At 63.7% G+C, this 17534-nt stretch carries 17 protein-coding genes; 12 read left to right on the top strand and 5 right to left on the bottom strand.

The window, feature by feature from the left end:
* The first annotated feature begins 112 nt into the window (after nucleotides 1-112).
* The 4 genes from L867_RS0107895 to L867_RS0107910 all read left to right on the top strand — a co-directional run bounded on the left by L867_RS0107895 (nucleotide 113) and on the right by L867_RS0107910 (nucleotide 2462).
* A complete protein-coding gene (locus L867_RS0107895) occupies nucleotides 113-1075 on the top strand; it encodes a trypsin-like serine peptidase (RefSeq protein ID WP_028736366.1) in 963 nt (320 codons plus the stop codon).
* Between the two features lie 208 nt (nucleotides 1076-1283).
* Nucleotides 1284-1559 carry a hypothetical protein gene (locus tag L867_RS0107900; RefSeq protein ID WP_028736367.1) on the top strand — a complete coding sequence of 92 codons (276 nt, stop codon included), beginning with the start codon at nucleotides 1284-1286 and terminating at the stop codon, nucleotides 1557-1559.
* A 136-nt stretch (nucleotides 1560-1695) separates the two neighbouring features.
* Nucleotides 1696-2085 (top strand): group II truncated hemoglobin, encoded by a 390-nt coding sequence (locus L867_RS0107905; RefSeq protein WP_028736368.1) that lies wholly within the window; start codon nucleotides 1696-1698, stop codon nucleotides 2083-2085.
* 5 nt (nucleotides 2086-2090) lie between these two features.
* Nucleotides 2091-2462 carry a DUF423 domain-containing protein gene (locus L867_RS0107910; protein WP_037172898.1) on the top strand — a complete coding sequence of 124 codons (372 nt, stop codon included), beginning with the start codon at nucleotides 2091-2093 and terminating at the stop codon, nucleotides 2460-2462.
* 112 nt (nucleotides 2463-2574) lie between these two features.
* Here L867_RS0107910 and L867_RS0107915 read toward each other — a convergent pair whose 3' ends face one another.
* The 4 genes from L867_RS0107915 to pobA form a co-directional block, all read right to left on the bottom strand.
* Nucleotides 2575-2964 carry a VOC family protein gene (locus L867_RS0107915; protein ID WP_028736370.1) on the bottom strand — a complete coding sequence of 130 codons (390 nt, stop codon included), beginning with the start codon at nucleotides 2962-2964 and terminating at the stop codon, nucleotides 2575-2577.
* Nucleotides 2965-3008: 44 nt separating this feature from the next.
* Nucleotides 3009-3275 carry a hypothetical protein gene (locus tag L867_RS0107920; RefSeq protein ID WP_028736371.1) on the bottom strand — a complete coding sequence of 89 codons (267 nt, stop codon included), beginning with the start codon at nucleotides 3273-3275 and terminating at the stop codon, nucleotides 3009-3011.
* Nucleotides 3272-3679: a DUF2325 domain-containing protein gene (locus tag L867_RS0107925; RefSeq protein ID WP_028736372.1), complete on the bottom strand. Its 408-nt coding sequence runs from the start codon at nucleotides 3677-3679 to the stop codon at nucleotides 3272-3274. Before L867_RS0107925 ends, L867_RS0107920 begins: the two co-directional genes overlap by 4 nt.
* A gap of 188 nt (nucleotides 3680-3867) precedes the next feature.
* Nucleotides 3868-5037 carry a 4-hydroxybenzoate 3-monooxygenase gene (gene pobA, locus L867_RS0107930; RefSeq protein WP_028736373.1) on the bottom strand — a complete coding sequence of 390 codons (1170 nt, stop codon included), beginning with the start codon at nucleotides 5035-5037 and terminating at the stop codon, nucleotides 3868-3870.
* Nucleotides 5038-5145: 108 nt separating this feature from the next.
* Here pobA and L867_RS0107935 point away from each other — a divergent pair, with 108 nt between their 5' ends.
* From L867_RS0107935 to L867_RS0107955, 5 genes are all read left to right on the top strand, one after another.
* The gene (locus L867_RS0107935) at nucleotides 5146-6030 is read left to right on the top strand and encodes a helix-turn-helix domain-containing protein (RefSeq protein ID WP_028736374.1); all 885 of its coding nucleotides are present in this window, start codon (nucleotides 5146-5148) and stop codon (nucleotides 6028-6030) included.
* A gap of 116 nt (nucleotides 6031-6146) precedes the next feature.
* Nucleotides 6147-7508, top strand: a complete 1362-nt coding sequence (locus tag L867_RS0107940) for an NAD(P)-dependent oxidoreductase (RefSeq protein ID WP_028736375.1) — start codon at nucleotides 6147-6149, stop codon at nucleotides 7506-7508.
* Nucleotides 7509-7532: 24 nt separating this feature from the next.
* Nucleotides 7533-8846, top strand: coding sequence for an NAD-dependent dihydropyrimidine dehydrogenase subunit PreA (gene preA, locus L867_RS0107945; RefSeq protein WP_028736376.1), 1314 nt, complete (start codon nucleotides 7533-7535; stop codon nucleotides 8844-8846).
* Nucleotides 8847-9052: 206 nt separating this feature from the next.
* A complete protein-coding gene (locus tag L867_RS24840) occupies nucleotides 9053-11737 on the top strand; it encodes a bifunctional diguanylate cyclase/phosphodiesterase (RefSeq protein WP_051438906.1) in 2685 nt (894 codons plus the stop codon).
* Between the two features lie 114 nt (nucleotides 11738-11851).
* Nucleotides 11852-12778: a DMT family transporter gene (locus tag L867_RS0107955; RefSeq protein ID WP_028736377.1), complete on the top strand. Its 927-nt coding sequence runs from the start codon at nucleotides 11852-11854 to the stop codon at nucleotides 12776-12778.
* Here the strand turns inward: L867_RS0107955 and L867_RS0107960 are convergent, their stop codons facing one another.
* Nucleotides 12779-13435, bottom strand: a complete 657-nt coding sequence (locus L867_RS0107960) for a TetR family transcriptional regulator C-terminal domain-containing protein (protein ID WP_028736378.1) — start codon at nucleotides 13433-13435, stop codon at nucleotides 12779-12781.
* 298 nt (nucleotides 13436-13733) lie between these two features.
* Between L867_RS0107960 and L867_RS0107965 the strand changes: the two genes are divergently transcribed.
* From L867_RS0107965 to hydA, 3 genes are all read left to right on the top strand, one after another.
* On the top strand, nucleotides 13734-14987 hold the full coding sequence (locus L867_RS0107965; protein ID WP_028736379.1) for a Zn-dependent hydrolase: 1254 nt from the start codon (nucleotides 13734-13736) through the stop codon (nucleotides 14985-14987).
* A gap of 236 nt (nucleotides 14988-15223) precedes the next feature.
* Nucleotides 15224-15646 carry an endonuclease domain-containing protein gene (locus tag L867_RS28195; protein ID WP_051438878.1) on the top strand — a complete coding sequence of 141 codons (423 nt, stop codon included), beginning with the start codon at nucleotides 15224-15226 and terminating at the stop codon, nucleotides 15644-15646.
* Nucleotides 15647-15917: 271 nt separating this feature from the next.
* Nucleotides 15918-17372, top strand: coding sequence for a dihydropyrimidinase (gene hydA, locus L867_RS0107975; RefSeq protein WP_028736381.1), 1455 nt, complete (start codon nucleotides 15918-15920; stop codon nucleotides 17370-17372).
* The last annotated feature ends 162 nt before the right edge of the window (nucleotides 17373-17534 follow it).

Below are 17534 nucleotides of genomic sequence, written 5' to 3' on the forward strand. Positions count from 1 at the left end.
GGATCATCCGGCCACCTCCCCGACACCGAACCGTGGGCCGCGAGGCGAAAGACGCTCCGCGCCGGATGCGCTCCCTTGCCGTCGCGCCCGACAAGCAAAGAGGATCAGGACAATGACGAAACTGCATGGCGCCCTGCGCCGCACCGCCTCGGCCCTGCTTTCCCTGGCGCTCGCCGCCTCGGGCGCATCCGCGGCCGATCTCAAGATCGAAAACCTCAAGAAGGCCAAGAAAGCCGAGGCGCCGCTCACCCTGGAGGAACGGGAATCGGCAAGACCCATGCCGAGCAAGGAAGTATCGCCCGAACAGCTGAAGCAGATGCAGGAACGCTTCAGGGCGCTCAACCCGAACATGCTCGACCTCAAGGCCGGCCCTGACAAGCAGGGCACATTGCTCAAAGGGGTGCCCGAGAAGGTCGACGATCCATCCGCCGCAGCGCCCTACTGGAGTGCCGGACGGCTGACTTTCCGCGACAACAACGGCATTCCTTCCGCCTGCACCGCCCAGTTCGTCGAGGACGCCTCGGTGATCCTGACGGCCGCGCACTGCGTGATGGACGAGGAAACCGGCAAGTGGTTCTCCGATTTCGCCTTCGAGCGTGCCTATAATGACGGCGCGAAGGCCCAGACGGTCGGCTGGCGCTGCGTCTCGCTGTTCGACGCCTTCCATGATCCGGCGCCGAACTATGCCTATGACTATGCCTTCATCCTGGCAGACGGCGAGGACGACGAGAAGCCGCTGGAAATGACCACCGGAAGCCCGGCGGACAAGGCACTCACGGCGATCGGCTATCCGGCCAATTTCGGCAATGGCCGTTTCCTCTACAAGGTGGACGGCGAATGGTCCGAAGTCGTGGACGGCATCGTCACGATGAAGGGCAATCCCATGCGCTCGGGAAACAGCGGCGGCGCCTGGTTCACCGACTTCAAGGTCGGCGGCGGTGCGGGCGAAAACCGCGTGATCAGCCTCAATTCGCACCATCTGGAAGGCAATGACGAGGACGAGAACGGCCCGCTGTTCACCGCCGACACCAGCCGCCTGCTTGCGCATGTCGCGGACGCCAAGTGCCTCGACTGACATCGCTGCGTCACCACCATGGGAAACCCGCCGCGCGCGGGTTTCCTGCCCGTTCCGGTCCGGCCTGGGGCGAGGTCGATGCACAAGACCGGCGGCGTCAGGCAATCGTAATCAACTTGTGGCATAACGGCGCGACGGCAGGGGTCTCGCCATAAATGTATCATGCGCCGGTTGCCGCGACGGCACGGCCTTTCAGAGTCCGTTCTCGATGGCGTTCCAGCCGATCGTCGATGTCGAGCGGCGGCAGGTCTTTGCCCATGAGGCGCTCGTGCGCAGGCCCGAAGAAGAAGGCGCCGGCTCGGTGCTGTCGGCCGTCGATAAGGGCACCGGGCTCAACCTGCTGGCCAAGATGCAGCCGGACATCGTCAACATCGACAGGGACCTGATCCGCGACACCGGCGTCACGCTGATCCAGGGCTACCGGCTGGCCCGGCCCAGCTTCGAGCGCCTGACGCCGCTCAGCGAAATCTCCTTCCCGAACTGATCGACCTCACTGCCGGTAAGGTCTGGTGCACGCCAAAGCCTCGCCGCGCACCATTTGTCGCAGTGCGCGATCCGAAGCCACCCTTGCCCAAGAGGCGTCAAACCGGCAAAAGAGGGCAGGAAACCGAGGCTTGGACGTGACAGAAGAAACGATCACCCTTTACGAAGCGATCGGCGGCGACGCCACGGTGCGGGCGCTCTGCCACCGCTTCTACGAACTGATGGACACGCTTCCGGAGGCCGCGCATTGCCGCGCGATCCATCCGCCGAGCCTGAAGGACAGCGAAGAAAAGCTCTACGAATACCTGACCGGCTATCTCGGCGGTCCTCCGATCTACATGGAAAAGCGCGGGCATCCGATGCTGCGCCGCCGCCATATGGTCGCGGAGATTGGTCCCGAGGAGCGTGACGAATGGTTCCTGTGCTTCCGCCAGGCGCTCGACGAAACGGTTGAGCACGAAAAACTGCGCGAAATCATCTGGGCGCCGATCGAGAAGCTGGGCTTCCATATGCAGAACAAGGAATGACGGCGATGACGGGATTTTGCGACCGGATCCGCCCGCTCGTCCTGCTTCTGGCCGGCCTGCTCGGCGCTTGCGGCGTGGGGCTCGCCGCTGCCGCCACGCATATGGGGGGCGCGCTGCTGGGACCGGCCTCCGCCATGTGCCTGGCCCATGCGCCGGCCATGCTGGCGCTTTTCGCCGGCCACAAGTTGATCCGGCCGGCGACCGGTGCGGCCCTGCTGATGGGCATAGGCACGCTGCTCTTCGCCGGCGATCTCGTTCTCAAGCAGTTTTACGGCACGGGCCTGTTTCCGATGGCGGCCCCCAGCGGCGGCATTCTGATGATGCTCGGCTGGCTGCTGGCCGGGATCGGCGCATTTTCTGCCGCGCCCAAGACCTGAGCGACATCATGTCGGGCCACCTGCCGCGTGCATGTGGCAGGCGGAACGGAATTCTGTCGCACGGCGTGGCCGGGACCGGGCCCGCGATGCGCCGGCCCGGCGACGTGGGCGCTCAGAGGCTGGCGGTCTCCCTGCGCCCGAACAGCAACAGATTGCCGTGAGGGTCCCGGACATAGAAGCGGGCGATGTTTTCCTCGCCGTCCTCGTCCTCGACCCGCACCAGGCCGTCCACTCGGCGCGCCAGGAACTCTTCGTAAAGCGGCGTCAGGGAATCGCTGCGGATGAAGACCGAGCTGTTGACGGCCATGTGCGGGTCGTCGCAGCTCCAGAAGTGCAGGACCATGCGGCCCCGTCTCAGCACGAGGTATTCGTCACAGGCGGCCGGCTGCTGTTCGAAGCCGAGCGCATCGACATAAAAGTCACGGGTCTGGGAGAAGTTGAGCGACGGAAGGATCGGCGTGACGTCGACGCCACCAAGATCCACGGGGTTGATCGCGTTCATGCAGTCCGTCCTTGAAAGGTCCTGCGCCGCTGCTAACCTCGGGGCTACCCATTCTTGCGTAAGGCATTCCGCTGCCATTTCGGTGCAGGAAAGTTGATGATTTTGGCATCGCCATACGGCAACCTGCAAGAGATGGGTGTGGGGGGCCGCTGATGCAAGCCCGGCAGGGGTAGGATTTCTGCCGTGTGTTGCCGAACGGCACTAACGTCCGCGAACCGCTCGTGCAGGGCCGGCACCAGGCCCTCGCAATTGTGCTCCGCCAGCTTGTGCAGGCCGATCAGCAGCGTGGGGTCGAAATCATCGTCGGTCATGAATTGTCGTTCCTTTCATTCAGGGTCTGCAAAGCCCGCTCCAGGCTGGACTTCGAACCATTGCGCAGGGGAATGAAGGTCTTGCCGAATTTCTTGCAGCCGCTCTTCACCCTCAGACACGCGTCATGGCTGATACAGTCGATGGGGCAGAAGACGCAGTCGACCGAAGGCAGCACGGTATCGATGCGCGACACCGCTTCTCTCAATCCGCCATCGTGGTGAATGAGTTCCGCGCCGTGATTGCTGGCGATCTGGCGCAGATGTGCGACCTGGCAATCGCGTCCCCCGACATAGAGGAAGCTGCGGACGCTGAGCGCGGCCTTCGCAGCCGGCGCATTGGCAGCACCCTGCTCCGCCTTGGCCGCCAGCTTTTGCGCCGCCTGCTTCTTGCCCTTTTTCGCCATGTCCATTCCTCAACTCTCGCCGCCACTTGGGCACGGCTTTCCCGTCTTGTGAGTCCGGACCTTATTAAACTTGATTTTTGCAGTAAAGATTAAAACATGAGAATTCGCATCATATTTTGACGCAAGACAAATACGGCCGGCTGCGAGGCAACCGGCCGTGTCGTCTGGAGGGCTGGTATTCCCAGCGCTTAATAAGGCAGACCGACGTAGTTCTCCGCCATGGCGGTCTGTGCGGCAGACGAACCGGAGAGATAGTCAAGCTCGGCCTCCTGCACCTTCTGGTCGAAATCGCCCTCATCCGGGAAGCGATGCAGCAGCATGGTCATCGACCAGGAGAAACGCTCGGCCTTCCAGATGCGCGACAAGGCGCGGCCCGAATAGGCGTCGATGCCGGCCGAAGAGCGATCGCCGTAAAATTCCTTCAGGCCCTCGAACAGGTAATGCACGTCGGACGCCGCGAGATTGAGGCCCTTGGCGCCGGTCGGTGGCACGATATGGCCCGCATCGCCGACCAGGAACAGCCGCCCGAACCGCAGCGGCTCGGCGACGAAGGAACGGAGCGGCGCAATCGACTTCTCGATCGACGGACCAGTGACCATGGCTTCCGCCACGTCGGCTGGCAGGCGCCGGCGGATCTCGTCCCAGAAGGCGTCATCCGACCATTGTTCGACCGTGTCGGAGAGCGGCACCTGCACATAGTAACGCGAACGGGTGAGCGAGCGCTGCGAACAGAGCGCAAAACCGCGCGCGTGGTTCGCATAGATCAGTTCGTGATCGACCGGCGGCACGTCGGCCAAGAGGCCAAGCCAGCCGAACGGATAGACCTTCTCGTAGGTCTTCAGCCCCCTGCCCTCGACCGCCGCCCGGCTCGGGCCGTGATAGCCGTCGCACCCGGCGATGAAATCGCAGTCGATGCGGTGAGTGGCCCCGTCCTTCTCGTAAGTGAGATAGGGGCTCTCTCCATCGAAATCATGCGGCGTGACATGGGCGGCGTTGTAGATCGTCTTGCTGCCGTCGGCCTCACGGTGGTCCATCAGATCGCGCGTCAGTTCCGTCTGGCCATAGACCATGACCGATGTGCCCGTAAGACCTTTCAGGTCGATGCGATGGCGCCGGCCGGAAAAGGACAGCGCAAAGCCGTCATGGACAAGCCCCTCCTTGTGCATGCGCGTCCCCGCGCCCGCCCGGTCCATCATGCCGATGGCGCCCGCTTCGAGCACGCCGGCCCGGATACGGCCGAGGATATAGTCGCGGTCGACACGATCGATGATGACATTGTCGATGCCGGCCTTGCTGAGCAACTGACCGAGCAAAAGGCCCGAAGGCCCCGAGCCGATGATGGCGACCTGGGTGCGCATGGAAATCCTCCTCCTGTTCTTGCGGAATGATAAGCCGCGGCACCTTGCCGGCAATGGAAGATTCCGGCACAGTCTTGGACAATTCGAACATGGAGCCGAGACCGAGACGTGACCAGGCCGGTGCCGATCTACAGCCTGTACGGCGAGAAGCCGACGGAACACGCGGAGTTCTGGGCCCATGCCGAGACGATTTTCAGCCGAAGCTCGCAGCACAGCTGGGAGATCCGGCCGCATCGCCATGAGCGATTGTTTCAGATTCTGCACATCCGCGCCGGCCAGGGCGAGGCCCTGATCGACGGTCGCTGGCAGGCCTTCGGGCCGCTGACGGTGATCGTCATGCCGGAGCGCCACGACCACGGCTTTCGCTTCTCCCGGGACGTCGACGGCGCGGTGATCACGCTGGTGTCGCGACGGTTCCCGGCGGATCTTCCAGGCCATGCGGGGCTCGCCGAATGGCTCGCGCGTCCGAGCCTGACGCGCCTGCCCGCCGATCACCCCGACACGCCCTATCTCGGCGAAACGCTCGACCGGGCCGAGCGGGAGATCGTCGAAGGTGCGGCACGGCCGGCGATCCTGGTCGAAACCATGCTGACGACCGCCCTTCTCCTGACCATGCGCATGAGCGGCGCGGAACGGCAGCGACGCGAGGCCGACCGCGACCGGGAGCGTTTCGCCCGGCTGAAGGACATGATCGACGAGAGCTTTCGCATCCGGCTGCCGGTCGACCACTATGCCGCGCAACTGGGCATATCGGCGACCCATCTCAACCGCATCACCCGCGCCATCGCCGGCAAGCCGGTGAGCCGCATGATCGCCGAACGCATCGTCCTCGAGGCCAAACGCGACCTGGTGTTCAGCGCGCTGTCGATCCAGCAGATCGCCAGCCGGCTGGGCTTCGAGGACCAGGCCTATTTCAGTCGCTTTTTCACCCACAATGCTGGCATGCCGCCCAAGGTCTACCGGGAGCGCGAGCAGGCGCGGCTGGAGGGCTAGACCCCCTGCCCTGCCTAGGTTTTGGGCAGCGCGCAGGAGAAAATTTTACCGTTTGATAAATTTTTTTTCCTGAGTTAGCCTGTCGTCAATCGCACCATAAAAAAGAGGGAACTTCGATGCGACGACTGGAACCGGGCCTGAAGGCCGGGCGGCTTGACGCTGCCGAATACGTGAAGAATTTCTCCGATCTTCATCCGCGTCTCGACGACCATGAAGCGCTGGTCGCCTCGGACCGCTGCTACTTCTGTCATGACGCGCCGTGCATGACTGCCTGTCCCACCTCGATCGACATTCCGCTGTTCATCCGCCAGATCTCGACCGGCAATCCGATCGGCTCAGCCAAGACCATCTTCGACCAGAACATCCTCGGCGGCATGTGCGCCCGCGTCTGTCCGACCGAAACGCTGTGCGAGGAGGCCTGCGTCCGCAACACCGCGGAAGAGCGCCCGGTCGAGATCGGTCGGCTGCAGCGCTATGCGACCGACATCGCCATCGACCAGGGCCGCCAGTTCTACACGCCGGCCGCGGCGACCGACAAATCGGTGGCGGTCGTCGGCGCCGGCCCGGCCGGCCTTGCCTGCGCCCACCGGCTCGCCATGCACGGCCACCGCGTGACGATCTACGATCACCGCGAAAAGGCCGGCGGCCTCAACGAATACGGTATCGCCGCCTACAAGACGACCAACGACTTCGCCCAGAAGGAAGTCGACTACATCCTGTCGCTTGGCAATATCGATGTGCTGGACGGCCAGATGCTCGGCCGCGACTTCACCCTCGCCGACCTCCAGGCCAGGCATGACGCCGTCTTCCTCGGCACCGGCCTTGGCAAGGTCAACGCGCTGAACATTCCCGGCTCCCATGTCAACGGCGTGCTGGACGCGGTCGAGTTCATCGCCAACCTGCGCGAAGCCACCGACAAGGGCGACGTCCCGGTCGGACGCGACGTCGTCGTCATCGGTGGCGGCATGACCGCGATCGACGCCGCCGTGCAGGCGAAGCTGCTCGGGGCGGAAAACGTCACCATCTGCTACCGCCGCGGCAAGGAGCACATGAACGCTTCCGAGTTCGAGCAGAACCTCGCCGCCTCCAGGGGCGTGCACATCCGCCATTGGCTCCAGCCGAAGGAAGTGGCGCACCACCACGGCCACGTTTCGGCGATCACGCTGGAATACACCCATGTCGAGAATGGCATGATGAAGGGCACGGGCCACATTGCCGAGATCAAGGCGGATTTGATCCTCGTCGCCATCGGCCAGAAGCTCGACGCGCTCGGTGTTGAAAACCTGAGGCTGGAAGGCGGCAAGATCGCCATCGATGCGGAAGGCCGCACTTCGGTCTCCGGCGTGTGGGCCGGCGGCGACTGCGCGCTTGGCGGCCAGGACCTCACCGTTTCCGCCGTCGCCATGGGCCGCGATGCGGCCGAATCTATCAATCGTTCTCTCGCCGTCCAAACGGCGGGAGCAAGTGCTGTCGCTTGACCCTGGCCCGAGAGGAACGAAACCATGGCTGATCTTCGCAATAATTTCGTCGGCATCAAATCGCCGAACCCGTTCTGGCTCGCCTCGGCGCCGCCGACCGACAAGGCCTATAACGTCGAACGCGCCTTCAAGGCCGGATGGGGCGGCGTTGTGTGGAAGACGCTCGGCGAGGAAGGCCCGCCGGTCGTCAACGTCAACGGCCCGCGCTACGGCGCGATCTGGGGCGCCGACCGTCGCCTGCTCGGATTGAACAACATCGAACTCATCACCGACCGCCCGCTTCAGGTCAATCTTCAGGAAATGAAGATGGTCAAGAAGAACTGGCCGGATCGCGCCCTGATCGCCTCGATCATGGTGCCCTGCGAGGAACAGGCCTGGAAGGCCATCCTGCCGCTGGTGGAAGAGACAGGCGCCGACGGCATCGAGCTCAATTTCGGCTGTCCGCACGGCATGTCGGAGCGCGGCATGGGTGCCGCGGTCGGACAGGTGCCGGAATATATCGAAATGGTGGTGCGCTGGTGCAAGCAATACACCCGCATGCCGGTCATCACCAAGCTGACGCCGAACATCGCCGACATCCGCAAGCCGGCCCGCGCCGCCAAGGCCGGCGGCACCGATGCCGTCTCGCTGATCAACACGATCAACTCGATCGTCTCGGTCGACCTCGACAATTTCGCTCCCAACCCGACCGTCGGCGGCAAGGGCACCCATGGCGGCTATTGCGGCCCGGCCGTCAAGCCGATCGCCCTCAACATGGTCGCCGAAATCGCCCGCGATCCGGAGACCTATGGCCTGCCGATTTCCGGCATCGGCGGTGTGACGACGTGGCGCGATGCGGCCGAATTCATGGTGCTCGGCGCCGGCAATGTGCAGGTCTGCACCGCCGCCATGACCTACGGCTTCAAGATCGTCGAGGAGATGATCACTGGCCTTAGTGACTGGATGGACGCCAAGGGCCACCGCAGTCTCGACGACATCACCGGCCGCGCCGTGCCGAATGTCACCGACTGGCAGTATCTCAACCTCAACTACATCGCCAAGGCGCATATCGACCAGGACGCCTGCATCAAGTGCGGCCGCTGTCACATCGCCTGCGAGGACACCTCGCACCAGGCGATCACGGCCGAGGTCAACGGCCTGCGCCACTTCGAGGTGATGGAGGACGAATGCGTCGGCTGCAACCTTTGCGTCAATGTCTGTCCGGTCGAGAACTGCATCACCATGGTCGGCCTGGAGGCCGGAACGCTGGACCAGCGCACCGGAAAGCCGGTCGATCCGAACTACGCCAACTGGACAACGCATCCAAACAATCCGATGGCAATGCAGGCCGCCGAATAACAAAATTATTTCCCCGAATGGATCAGGCCCCCGAAAGGGGGTCTTTTCTTCGGCTTTACTCGGATAGACCAGCAACCGGCCCGACCGGGCGAGATTTCAGCCAGGCGATTCAACAAATTTCAAGGGTTTCATGAAAACCTCCTCATTTAGAGCAGGCAGAAACACAACCAAAGATTGTTACAGCCTGCTGAATGGAGACCGAAGGCATGGGCAGGGGCAGCGGGAGAAGAGGTTGGGGTGCGCTGAGCGCGGCTCTCCAGTATTATATTCCCGCCGTCATCGTCGTTGCCGCCGTGGCGATCGCGCTTCTCTATGCCGACCATCAGAAGAACCGCCTGCATCAGGAAAACCTGCGCAACGGGGTCGCCGAGCAATTGGGGCTCATTCGCGCACGTCTGGAGGGCGGCATCAACGCCAATATCCAGCTGGTGCAGGGCATGGTCGCCGTCATCGAGACGGAACCGAAGATAGACCAGACACGTTTTTCCGCCCTGGCGCGCCGAATTTTCGACACGCCCCACCAGCTCCGCAATCTGGCCGCCGCACCCGATCTCGTCATTCGGATGGCCTATCCGCTCACCGGCAATGAACGGCTGATCGGCTTCGACTATCGCACCAGCGAAGCGCAGCGGAAGGCCGCGCTGCTGGTGCAGGAATCCGGCCGCCTCGTGGTGACCGGGCCGGTCGACCTGGTGCAGGGGGGCCGCGGCCTGATCGCCCGCTATCCGGTCGTCGTCGGGAAGAGCAAGGGCGGGCGCGACTTCTGGGGTCTGGTGGCCGCGGTCATCGACCTGGATAAGCTCTACGCCTATGGCGGCCTCGATGCGGACGGTCTCGGCATCGACGTTGCGATCGCAAGCAGGATCAAGGACGGCAAGCTCGGCAAGCCCTTCTACGGCGACCCGGCGATCTTCGAAGACAGCCCGGTCGGCATGCCGATCAATTTCGGCAATGAGAGCTGGGAAATCGTCGCGACGCCCAAGGGCGGCTGGAGCCAGCCGGCGCCGGATCTGTGGGTCTCGCGCTTCCTGATGATCCTGGTCGGCACCATGATCGTCGCACCCGTGGCCTGGATCGCTCGGCTGCTGAGCGAGCGGCAAGCCAATATCGCCGCCCTTCGCCAGCGCGAGGAAGAGCTGCGCGCCATCTCCCATCGCCTGGAAATCGCGCTGGAAGCCTCGCGCATCGGCGTCTGGGAACTCGACATCGGCAGCGGCCAGCTGCATTGGGATGCACGCATGCGGCAGCTCTACAGTGTCGAGAGAGATGGCGTATACACCTACGAGACATGGCGCAACGCACTGCATCCTGACGACCTCGAGGAAGCTGAGCGGGTCTTCGCCAGGGCCCTCGAATCCGGCAAGGACTACGTCACCGAGTTCCGTGTCATGGCGGCAAACGGCGAGGTGCGCCATATACGCGCCTTCGGCACGACCTATCGCGACAGCCATTTCCGCAAAAAGCTGGTTGGCGTCAACTGGAACGTCACCGCCGATGTCCGGCTGCAGCAGGAACTGCGCGAGGCCAAGCTGCAGGCGGAGTTGCAGAACCTGGAGCTAGAGGAAGCCCGCCAGCACATGGAGCACAATTCGCTGCATGATGCGCTGACCAACCTGCCCAACCGCCGCTATCTCGACCAGCATCTGATGCGGCTCGACGCAGAGACTGCGACGAAAGCCAGCGCAACCGTGCTGCATATCGATCTCGACCGCTTCAAGGACATCAACGACACGCTTGGCCATGGTGCCGGGGACGCCATCCTGCGCCATGTCGCGGGCAAACTCAGCGAAAATACACGCTTCGAGGACTTCGTCGCCCGCATCGGCGGCGACGAATTCGTCGTCGTCTGCGCCGACACCATGACCGACAGCGAATATGGCGACCTTGCCCGCCGACTGATAGATGCCGTCAACACCCCGATCACCTATGCCGGGCACGAATGCCGCGTCGGCGCGTCGATCGGCATCGCCATGCGCGAGAAGGGCGACGTCCGGGCCGAGCAGCTGCTGGTCAATGCCGACATCGCCCTCTACGAGGCCAAGCGCCATGGCAGGAACCGCGTCGAGCGCTATACCGACCACCTGAAATCGCTGACGATCAATACCAAGAAGACCGCCGACGCCATTCTCCGCTCGCTGGAGCAGAACGACTTCATCGCCTATTTCCAACCGCAGTTCGACGCCAACACGCTGGAGATCAACGGCGTCGAGGCGCTCGCCCGATGGGACCATCCGGATGAGGGAATCCTCGGCCCGGACCGCTTCCTGAAGATCGCCGAAAGCCTCAATGTCGTGTCGCAGATCGACGCGGCCATCCTCGACCAGGCACTCCTCCAGCGCACACGCTGGCTGGCCAACGATCTGGCCATCGGCAGGGTCTCGGTCAACATCTCCGCGCAGCGGCTGTTCGACGAGAGCCTGCTCCAGCGGCTGGACCAACTCGATCTCGTACCCGGCAGCCTGTCCTTCGAGCTTCTGGAATCCATCTCCTTCGACGACAAGGGCGCGGCCGTCACCAGCAGCATCGAACGCATCAAGGCCTACGGCATCGACATCGAGATCGACGATTTCGGCACCGGCTATGCCTCGATCCTCAGCCTCCTGAAGCTGTCGCCGCGCCGCCTGAAGATCGACCGCCAGCTGACGGCGCCGATCATCGCCTCCTCCGCCCAGCGCCGGCTCATCAGTTCGATCGTCGACATCGGTCGCTCGCTCGGCATCGAGATCGTCGCGGAAGGGGTCGAGACGATGAACCACGCCTCGATCCTGCGCGACCTTGGCTGCCAGACCCTGCAGGGTTATGCGCTGGCCCGGCCGATGGACGGCAACGCCTTCATCGACTTTGCCCGTAACCGGTCCTGGCTGAAGCGGAAGACGGCGGAGGCCGTCTGACCCCCTCTCTTCCGTCTTGCTCCCGTCAAGGTGGCCTTTCCTTCGCCGTCGCCGCCGTGATAAGCAGGCGGCCCTCGGCCCCTTCCGGCCACGCTCAATCAGACCGAAGCCTCCGTGACCAAGCCAGATTCCGCCAGCGGCGGCCACAATACCCATGCCATGGGACGGGAGAAGCTGAAGGCTCACCTCGCGGTGCTGTTGTTTTCCCTGCTCGTTTCCGGCTCTTTCTCCTTCGGCGGCATCGCCACCCGGTTGATCGACCCGATCGCGCTGCAGGCGCTGCGCTATGCGCTGACGGTGGCGTTGATCGGCCTGCTCTGCCTGAAACTGGGTGTCTCTCTGGCGCTGCCGAGGAAGCCCTGGCGTTTCGGTGTGCTCGGCCTCTTGATGGCGGTCTACATGACGACCATGTTCATCGCCCTGCAATTCACCAAGCCGGTGGCGACCGGAGCAATCTTCACGCTGATGCCGCTGCTGAGCGCCGTCTTCGCCTGGTTCCTGATGCGCCAGCACACCCGTCCGGGCGTGCTGGCCAGCCTGCTGATCGCCGCGACCGGCGCCGTCTGGGTGATCTTTCGCGGCGATGTCGGCGCCCTCCTCGCCTTCGACATCGGCCGCGGCGAGATGATCTATTTCGTCGGCGTGCTCTGCCATGCCGCCTATGTGCCGCTGCTGCGGCTCTTCAACCGCAAGGAAGCGCCTCTCGCCTTCGTCTTCTGGGCGGCGGTCGCGACCTTCGGCTTCATCCTCGTTCCGGCGGCGCCCCGCCTCGTCGCGGTGGACTTCCTGGCCCTGCCGTCAATCGTCTGGATCGCCGTTCTCTATCTCTCGGTCATCGCCACGGCCGTGACCTTCTTCCTCCTGCAATATGCCTCGATGCGCCTCCCGGCCCCCAAGGTTCTCGCCTACGGTTATCTGACACCGACCTTCATCATCGTCATCGAAGGGCTGATCGGCCACGGCTGGGCCTCCGCTCCCGTCTTCCTCGGGGCGCTGGTCACGGCCTGCGGCCTGCTGGTGATGGCACTGCTGCCGGACTGATCAGGCGCCGTCGGTCTTTTTTTTCGGAATGAGGCCGCGCACGAAGAGACCTTCCAGATAGCGCGCCGCATCCTCGAAGCGCGACGTGCTTCTCTCGCCCTCGCCGAGCACCGCCTGCACCTGCACGTCGAAATCGGCATAGTGCTGCGTGGTCGACCAGATCGAGAAGATCAGGTGATAGGGGTCGCAGTCATAGACCTTGCCGGCCCGGATCCAGGAACGGATGACCTCGACCTTCTCGTCGACCAGTTCCTTCAACTGCCCCTTCAGCATGTCCTCGATATGCGGCGCGCCCTGCAGGATCTCGTTGGCGAACAGCCGGCTCTCGCGCGGAAAATCGCGCGCCATCTCGAGCTTGCGACGGATGTAGGAGCGGATCTCCTCTTCCGGGTCGCCCTCGGCATCGAAGGCCCTCAGCGGTTCGAGCCAGTTTTCCAGAACCCGGTCGATCAACGCCCGGTGCATGCCCTCCTTGGTGCGGAAATAATAGAGCAGGTTCGGCTTCGACATGCCGGCGACTTCGGCGATCTGGTCGATGGTCGAGCCGCGGAACCCCCTCAGCGAAAAGACGTCGAGCGCCGCTTCGAGGATGAGCTCCTCCTTCTCTTCCTGGATCCGCGTCCGCCTCTGTGTCTGTGCCGCTCTCGGTATCGCCATGCGCTGCCCGCTCCGCCCCGCGACCAAGCCTAAAAGCTTGATCTTTCACAATTTTACCCGTGCACCTTTTTCAGGCAGATGCCCGCTATTTTGTCGTGATTTTTCGCGTTTTCCGTCTTGAGTGCCGCGTCGGAAGTTGTAATGTTTACCAGTCGGTCAAATTATTGGTCAGTTGTCAAATAAAGGCAACCGGCCATTTCGCCAGCCAGAGAAACAAAAAACATCGGCTGTCGACGACAAGGGGAATTACGGGGCATGCGGTTTGCATGGCCCCTCGAAAACAGGTGAGGATACTGGCATGACGGCTCAACCCGGCGTGAACTTGCGCGTGAACGGCGATCGCCTTTGGGATATGCTGATGGACATGGCGAAGATCGGCCCCGGCATTGCCGGCGGCAACAATCGCCAGACGCTGACCGACGCCGACGCCGAGGGCCGCAAGCTCTTCCAGACATGGTGCGAAGAGGCCGGCATGACCATGGGCGTCGACAAGATGGGCACCATGTTCATGACCCGTCCCGGCACCGATCCCGATGCGCTTCCGGTCTATGTCGGCTCCCACCTCGACACCCAGCCGACCGGCGGCAAGTATGACGGCGTGCTCGGTGTTCTGGCAGCGCTCGAAATCGTCCGCTCGATGAACGATCTCGGCATCAAAACGAAGCACCCGATCGTCGTCACCAACTGGGCCAACGAGGAAGGCGCGCGCTTTGCCCCGGCCATGCTCGCCTCGGGCGTCTTTGCCGGCGTGCATTCGCTCGATTATGCCTATGGCCGCCAGGATCCCGACGGCAAGACCTATGGCGACGAACTGAAGCGCATCGGCTGGCTCGGCGACGAAGAGGTCGGCGCTAGGCAGATGCACGCCTATTACGAATACCACATCGAGCAGGGTCCGATCCTCGAAGCCGAGGACAAGCAGATCGGCGTCGTCACCCACTGTCAGGGCCTGTGGTGGCTGGAATTCACGCTGACCGGACGCGAGGCCCATACCGGCTCCACGCCGATGAACCTGCGCGTCAATGCCGGCCTTGCCATGGCCCGCATCATGGAAATGGTCCAGACGGTCGCCATGGACAACCAGCCGGGTGCCGTCGGCGGCGTCGGCCAGGTGAAGTTCTCGCCCAATTCGCGCAATGTCCTGCCCGGAACGGTGATCTTCACCGTCGACATCCGCACGCCGGATCTCGCCAAGCTCAACGCCATGCGCGCCCGCATCGAGAAGGAAGCGGCCCAGATCTGCGAAGCGCTCGGCGTCGGCTGTTCGGTCGAGGCCGTAGGCCATTTCGACCCGGTCACCTTCGACCCGAAGCTGGTGGAGACGGTGCGCAGTGCCGCCGAACGGCTCGGCTACAGCCACATGAACCTGATCTCCGGCGCCGGCCACGACGCCTGCTGGGCCGCCAAGGTCGCCCCCGCCACGATGATCATGTGCCCCTGCGTCGGCGGCCTGTCGCACAACGAGGCCGAGGAGATCTCCAAGGACTGGGCCACCGCCGGCTGCGACGTGCTGCTGCAGGCCGTGCTGGAGACGGCGGAGATTGTGGCGTGATGTCACCCGCCTTCGGCGCCCCCTCATCCGGCCCTTCGGGCCACCTTCTCCCCGCTGGGGAGAAGAGGGAGTATGCGGCGCCGGCGCCGTTTCCAACGGCCGTTACCATTGCGGAACGCTTGGGCCTCGAAGCGGAACGCTTGGGCCTCGAAAAAGGCGGCGCACGGCGCCGGCGTGACCTCTTCTCCCCAACGGGGAGAAGGTGGCGCGTAGCGCCGGATGAGGGGGGCTCCCACATGGCAGGCCATCAACCGGACATCACCAAGCGGCGCCCCGGCAAGACGGATCAGGCGCGCTCACTGCGGCAGAACGAAACGGAGGCCGAGTTTCGCCTCTGGAGCGATCTTCGCAACCGGCAACTGAACGGCCACAAGTTCTCCCGACAAGTCCCGCTCGGTGCCTATGTCGCCGATTTCGTCTGCCGGGAACGGCATCTGATCGTCGAACTCGACGGCAGCCAGCATGCCGAGAGCGTGGCGGATGAGCGGCGCACCCGCTGGCTGAACGAACATGGCTATTCGGTTCTGCGCTTCTGGAACGACGAGGTGCTCAAGGAGCGGCGGGCGGTTCTCGAAACCATTCTGGCGGTTCTGGAGGGCCAGATCGTGGATGCATGCGAGACCATCCGCTTCTCGCCAGCGAAACGGGAGAACCGGTGACAGTCATGACGCAAATGTCCGCGCTTCGCGCCCCCTCATCCGGCCCTTCGGGCCACCTTCTCCCCGCTGGGGAGAAGAGGGAGTTCGCCGTGGCCTCGCCATTCTCAGCGGCCGTTTCAAAAATGCATCTGCTCGGCTCCAACTTGCGGCGCCGACAACGCCGGCGTGACCTCTTCTCCCCAGCGGGGAGAAGGTGGCGCGTAGCGCCGGATGAGGGGGCGCCCGAGGCGCGAACTATCACAAGAACGAATACGACATGGGGTGAAACGACATGAGCACAGTCATCAAGGGCGGAACCATCGTCACCGCCGATCTCACCTACAAGGCGGACGTGAAGATCGAAGGCGGCGTGATCGTCGAGATCGGGCCGGAGCTTTCGGGCGACACGGTTCTCGACGCGGCGGGCTGCTATGTCATGCCGGGCGGCATCGACCCGCATGTGCATCTCGAAATGCCCTTCATGGGCACGTACTCCGCCGACGACTTCGAAAGCGGCACGCGCGCGGGCCTTGCCGGCGGCACCACCATGGTCGTCGACTTCTGCCTGCCGGCGCCCGACCAGTCGCTGCTCGACGCGCTCTCGATGTGGCACAACAAGACCAGCCGCGCCAATGCCGACTACTCCTTCCACATGGCGATCACCGGCTGGAACGAACGCATCTTCGACGAGATGAAGACGATCGTTGAGGACAAGGGCATCAACACCTTCAAGCACTTCATGGCCTACAAGGGCGCGCTGATGGTGAACGACGACGAGATGTTCGCCTCCTTCTCGCGCTGCGCCGAACTGGGCGCCCTGCCGCTCGTCCATGCGGAAAACGGCGACGTGGTGGCGGCGATGACCGCAAAGCTTCTCGCCGAAGGCAACAACGGTCCGGAAGCCCACGCCTATTCGCGCCCCGCCGAAGTGGAAGGCGAAGCGACCAACCGCGCCATCATGCTGGCCGACATGGCCGGCGTGCCGCTCTATGTGGTGCACACGTCGTGCGAACAGGCCCATGAAGCGATCCGCCGCGCGCGGCAGAAGGGCATGCGCGTCTATGGCGAGCCGCTGATCCAGCACCTGACGCTCGACGAGAGCGAATATTTCGACAAGGACTGGGACCATGCCGCCCGCCGCGTCATGTCGCCGCCCTTCCGCAACAAGCAGCACCAGGACAGTCTGTGGGCCGGCCTGCAGTCGGGCTCGCTCTCCTGCGTCGCCACCGACCACTGCGCCTTTACCACCGAGCAGAAGCGCTTCGGCGTTGGTAACTTCGCCAAGATCCCCAACGGCACCGGCGGGCTCGAAGACCGCATGCCGATGCTGTGGACCTATGGGGTGGCGACCGGCCGCCTGACGATGAACGAGTTCGTCGCCGTCACCTCGACCAATATCGCCAAGATCCTCAACATCTATCCGAAGAAGGGTGCGGTCCTCGTCGGCGCCGATGCCGACCTCGTCGTCTGGGATCCGAAGCGCTCGAAGACGATTTCGGCCAAGAACCAGCAATCGGCGATCGACTACAATGTCTTCGAGGGCAAGCAGGTGACCGGCCTGCCGCGCTTCACGCTATCGCGCGGCAAGGTGGTGATCGAGGAAGCGACGGTCAAGACCGAGGAGGGCCACGGCCAGTTCGTCAGCCGAGAACCCTTCACCGCCGTCAACAAGGCGCTGTCGACGTGGAAGGAACTGGTCGCCCCGCGCAAGGTCGAACGCACCGGTTTTCCGGCGACGGGGGTGTGAGTCTCTGATGATGTTGGCGGCTGGCGTTACCCCCCTCTGCCCTGCCGGGCATCTCCCCCTCAAGGGGGGAGATCGGGTGCGGCTGGCCGCTCGATCGCTTCAAGGAACCGCGATTGGCGGAACCCGCCCATCGGCCACCAACCGCTGTCTCGAACGAGATGC

The sequence above is a fragment of the Paenirhizobium selenitireducens ATCC BAA-1503 genome (genome assembly GCF_000518785.1).
GTDB classification, from domain to species: domain Bacteria; phylum Pseudomonadota; class Alphaproteobacteria; order Rhizobiales; family Rhizobiaceae; genus Allorhizobium; species Allorhizobium selenitireducens.

Excerpts from the sequence above, each read along its gene's own strand:
- L867_RS0107915 (WP_028736370.1), bottom strand. The coding sequence starts at position 2,964 with ATGAACGCGATCAACCCCGTGGATCTTGGTGGCGTCGACGTCACGCCG.
- L867_RS0107895 (WP_028736366.1), top strand. The coding sequence starts at position 113 with ATGACGAAACTGCATGGCGCCCTGCGCCGCACCGCCTCGGCCCTGCTT.
- L867_RS0107920 (WP_028736371.1), bottom strand. The coding sequence starts at position 3,275 with ATGACCGACGATGATTTCGACCCCACGCTGCTGATCGGCCTGCACAAG.
- L867_RS0107965 (WP_028736379.1), top strand. The coding sequence starts at position 13,734 with ATGACGGCTCAACCCGGCGTGAACTTGCGCGTGAACGGCGATCGCCTT.
- L867_RS28195 (WP_051438878.1), top strand. The coding sequence starts at position 15,224 with ATGGCAGGCCATCAACCGGACATCACCAAGCGGCGCCCCGGCAAGACG.
- L867_RS24840 (WP_051438906.1), top strand. The coding sequence starts at position 9,053 with ATGGGCAGGGGCAGCGGGAGAAGAGGTTGGGGTGCGCTGAGCGCGGCT.
- L867_RS0107900 (WP_028736367.1), top strand. The coding sequence starts at position 1,284 with ATGGCGTTCCAGCCGATCGTCGATGTCGAGCGGCGGCAGGTCTTTGCC.
- L867_RS0107925 (WP_028736372.1), bottom strand. The coding sequence starts at position 3,679 with ATGGCGAAAAAGGGCAAGAAGCAGGCGGCGCAAAAGCTGGCGGCCAAG.
- pobA (WP_028736373.1), bottom strand. The coding sequence starts at position 5,037 with ATGCGCACCCAGGTCGCCATCATCGGCTCGGGGCCTTCGGGCCTTTTG.
- L867_RS0107940 (WP_028736375.1), top strand. The coding sequence starts at position 6,147 with ATGCGACGACTGGAACCGGGCCTGAAGGCCGGGCGGCTTGACGCTGCC.
- hydA (WP_028736381.1), top strand. The coding sequence starts at position 15,918 with ATGAGCACAGTCATCAAGGGCGGAACCATCGTCACCGCCGATCTCACC.
- L867_RS0107910 (WP_037172898.1), top strand. The coding sequence starts at position 2,091 with ATGACGGGATTTTGCGACCGGATCCGCCCGCTCGTCCTGCTTCTGGCC.
- L867_RS0107960 (WP_028736378.1), bottom strand. The coding sequence starts at position 13,435 with ATGGCGATACCGAGAGCGGCACAGACACAGAGGCGGACGCGGATCCAG.
- preA (WP_028736376.1), top strand. The coding sequence starts at position 7,533 with ATGGCTGATCTTCGCAATAATTTCGTCGGCATCAAATCGCCGAACCCG.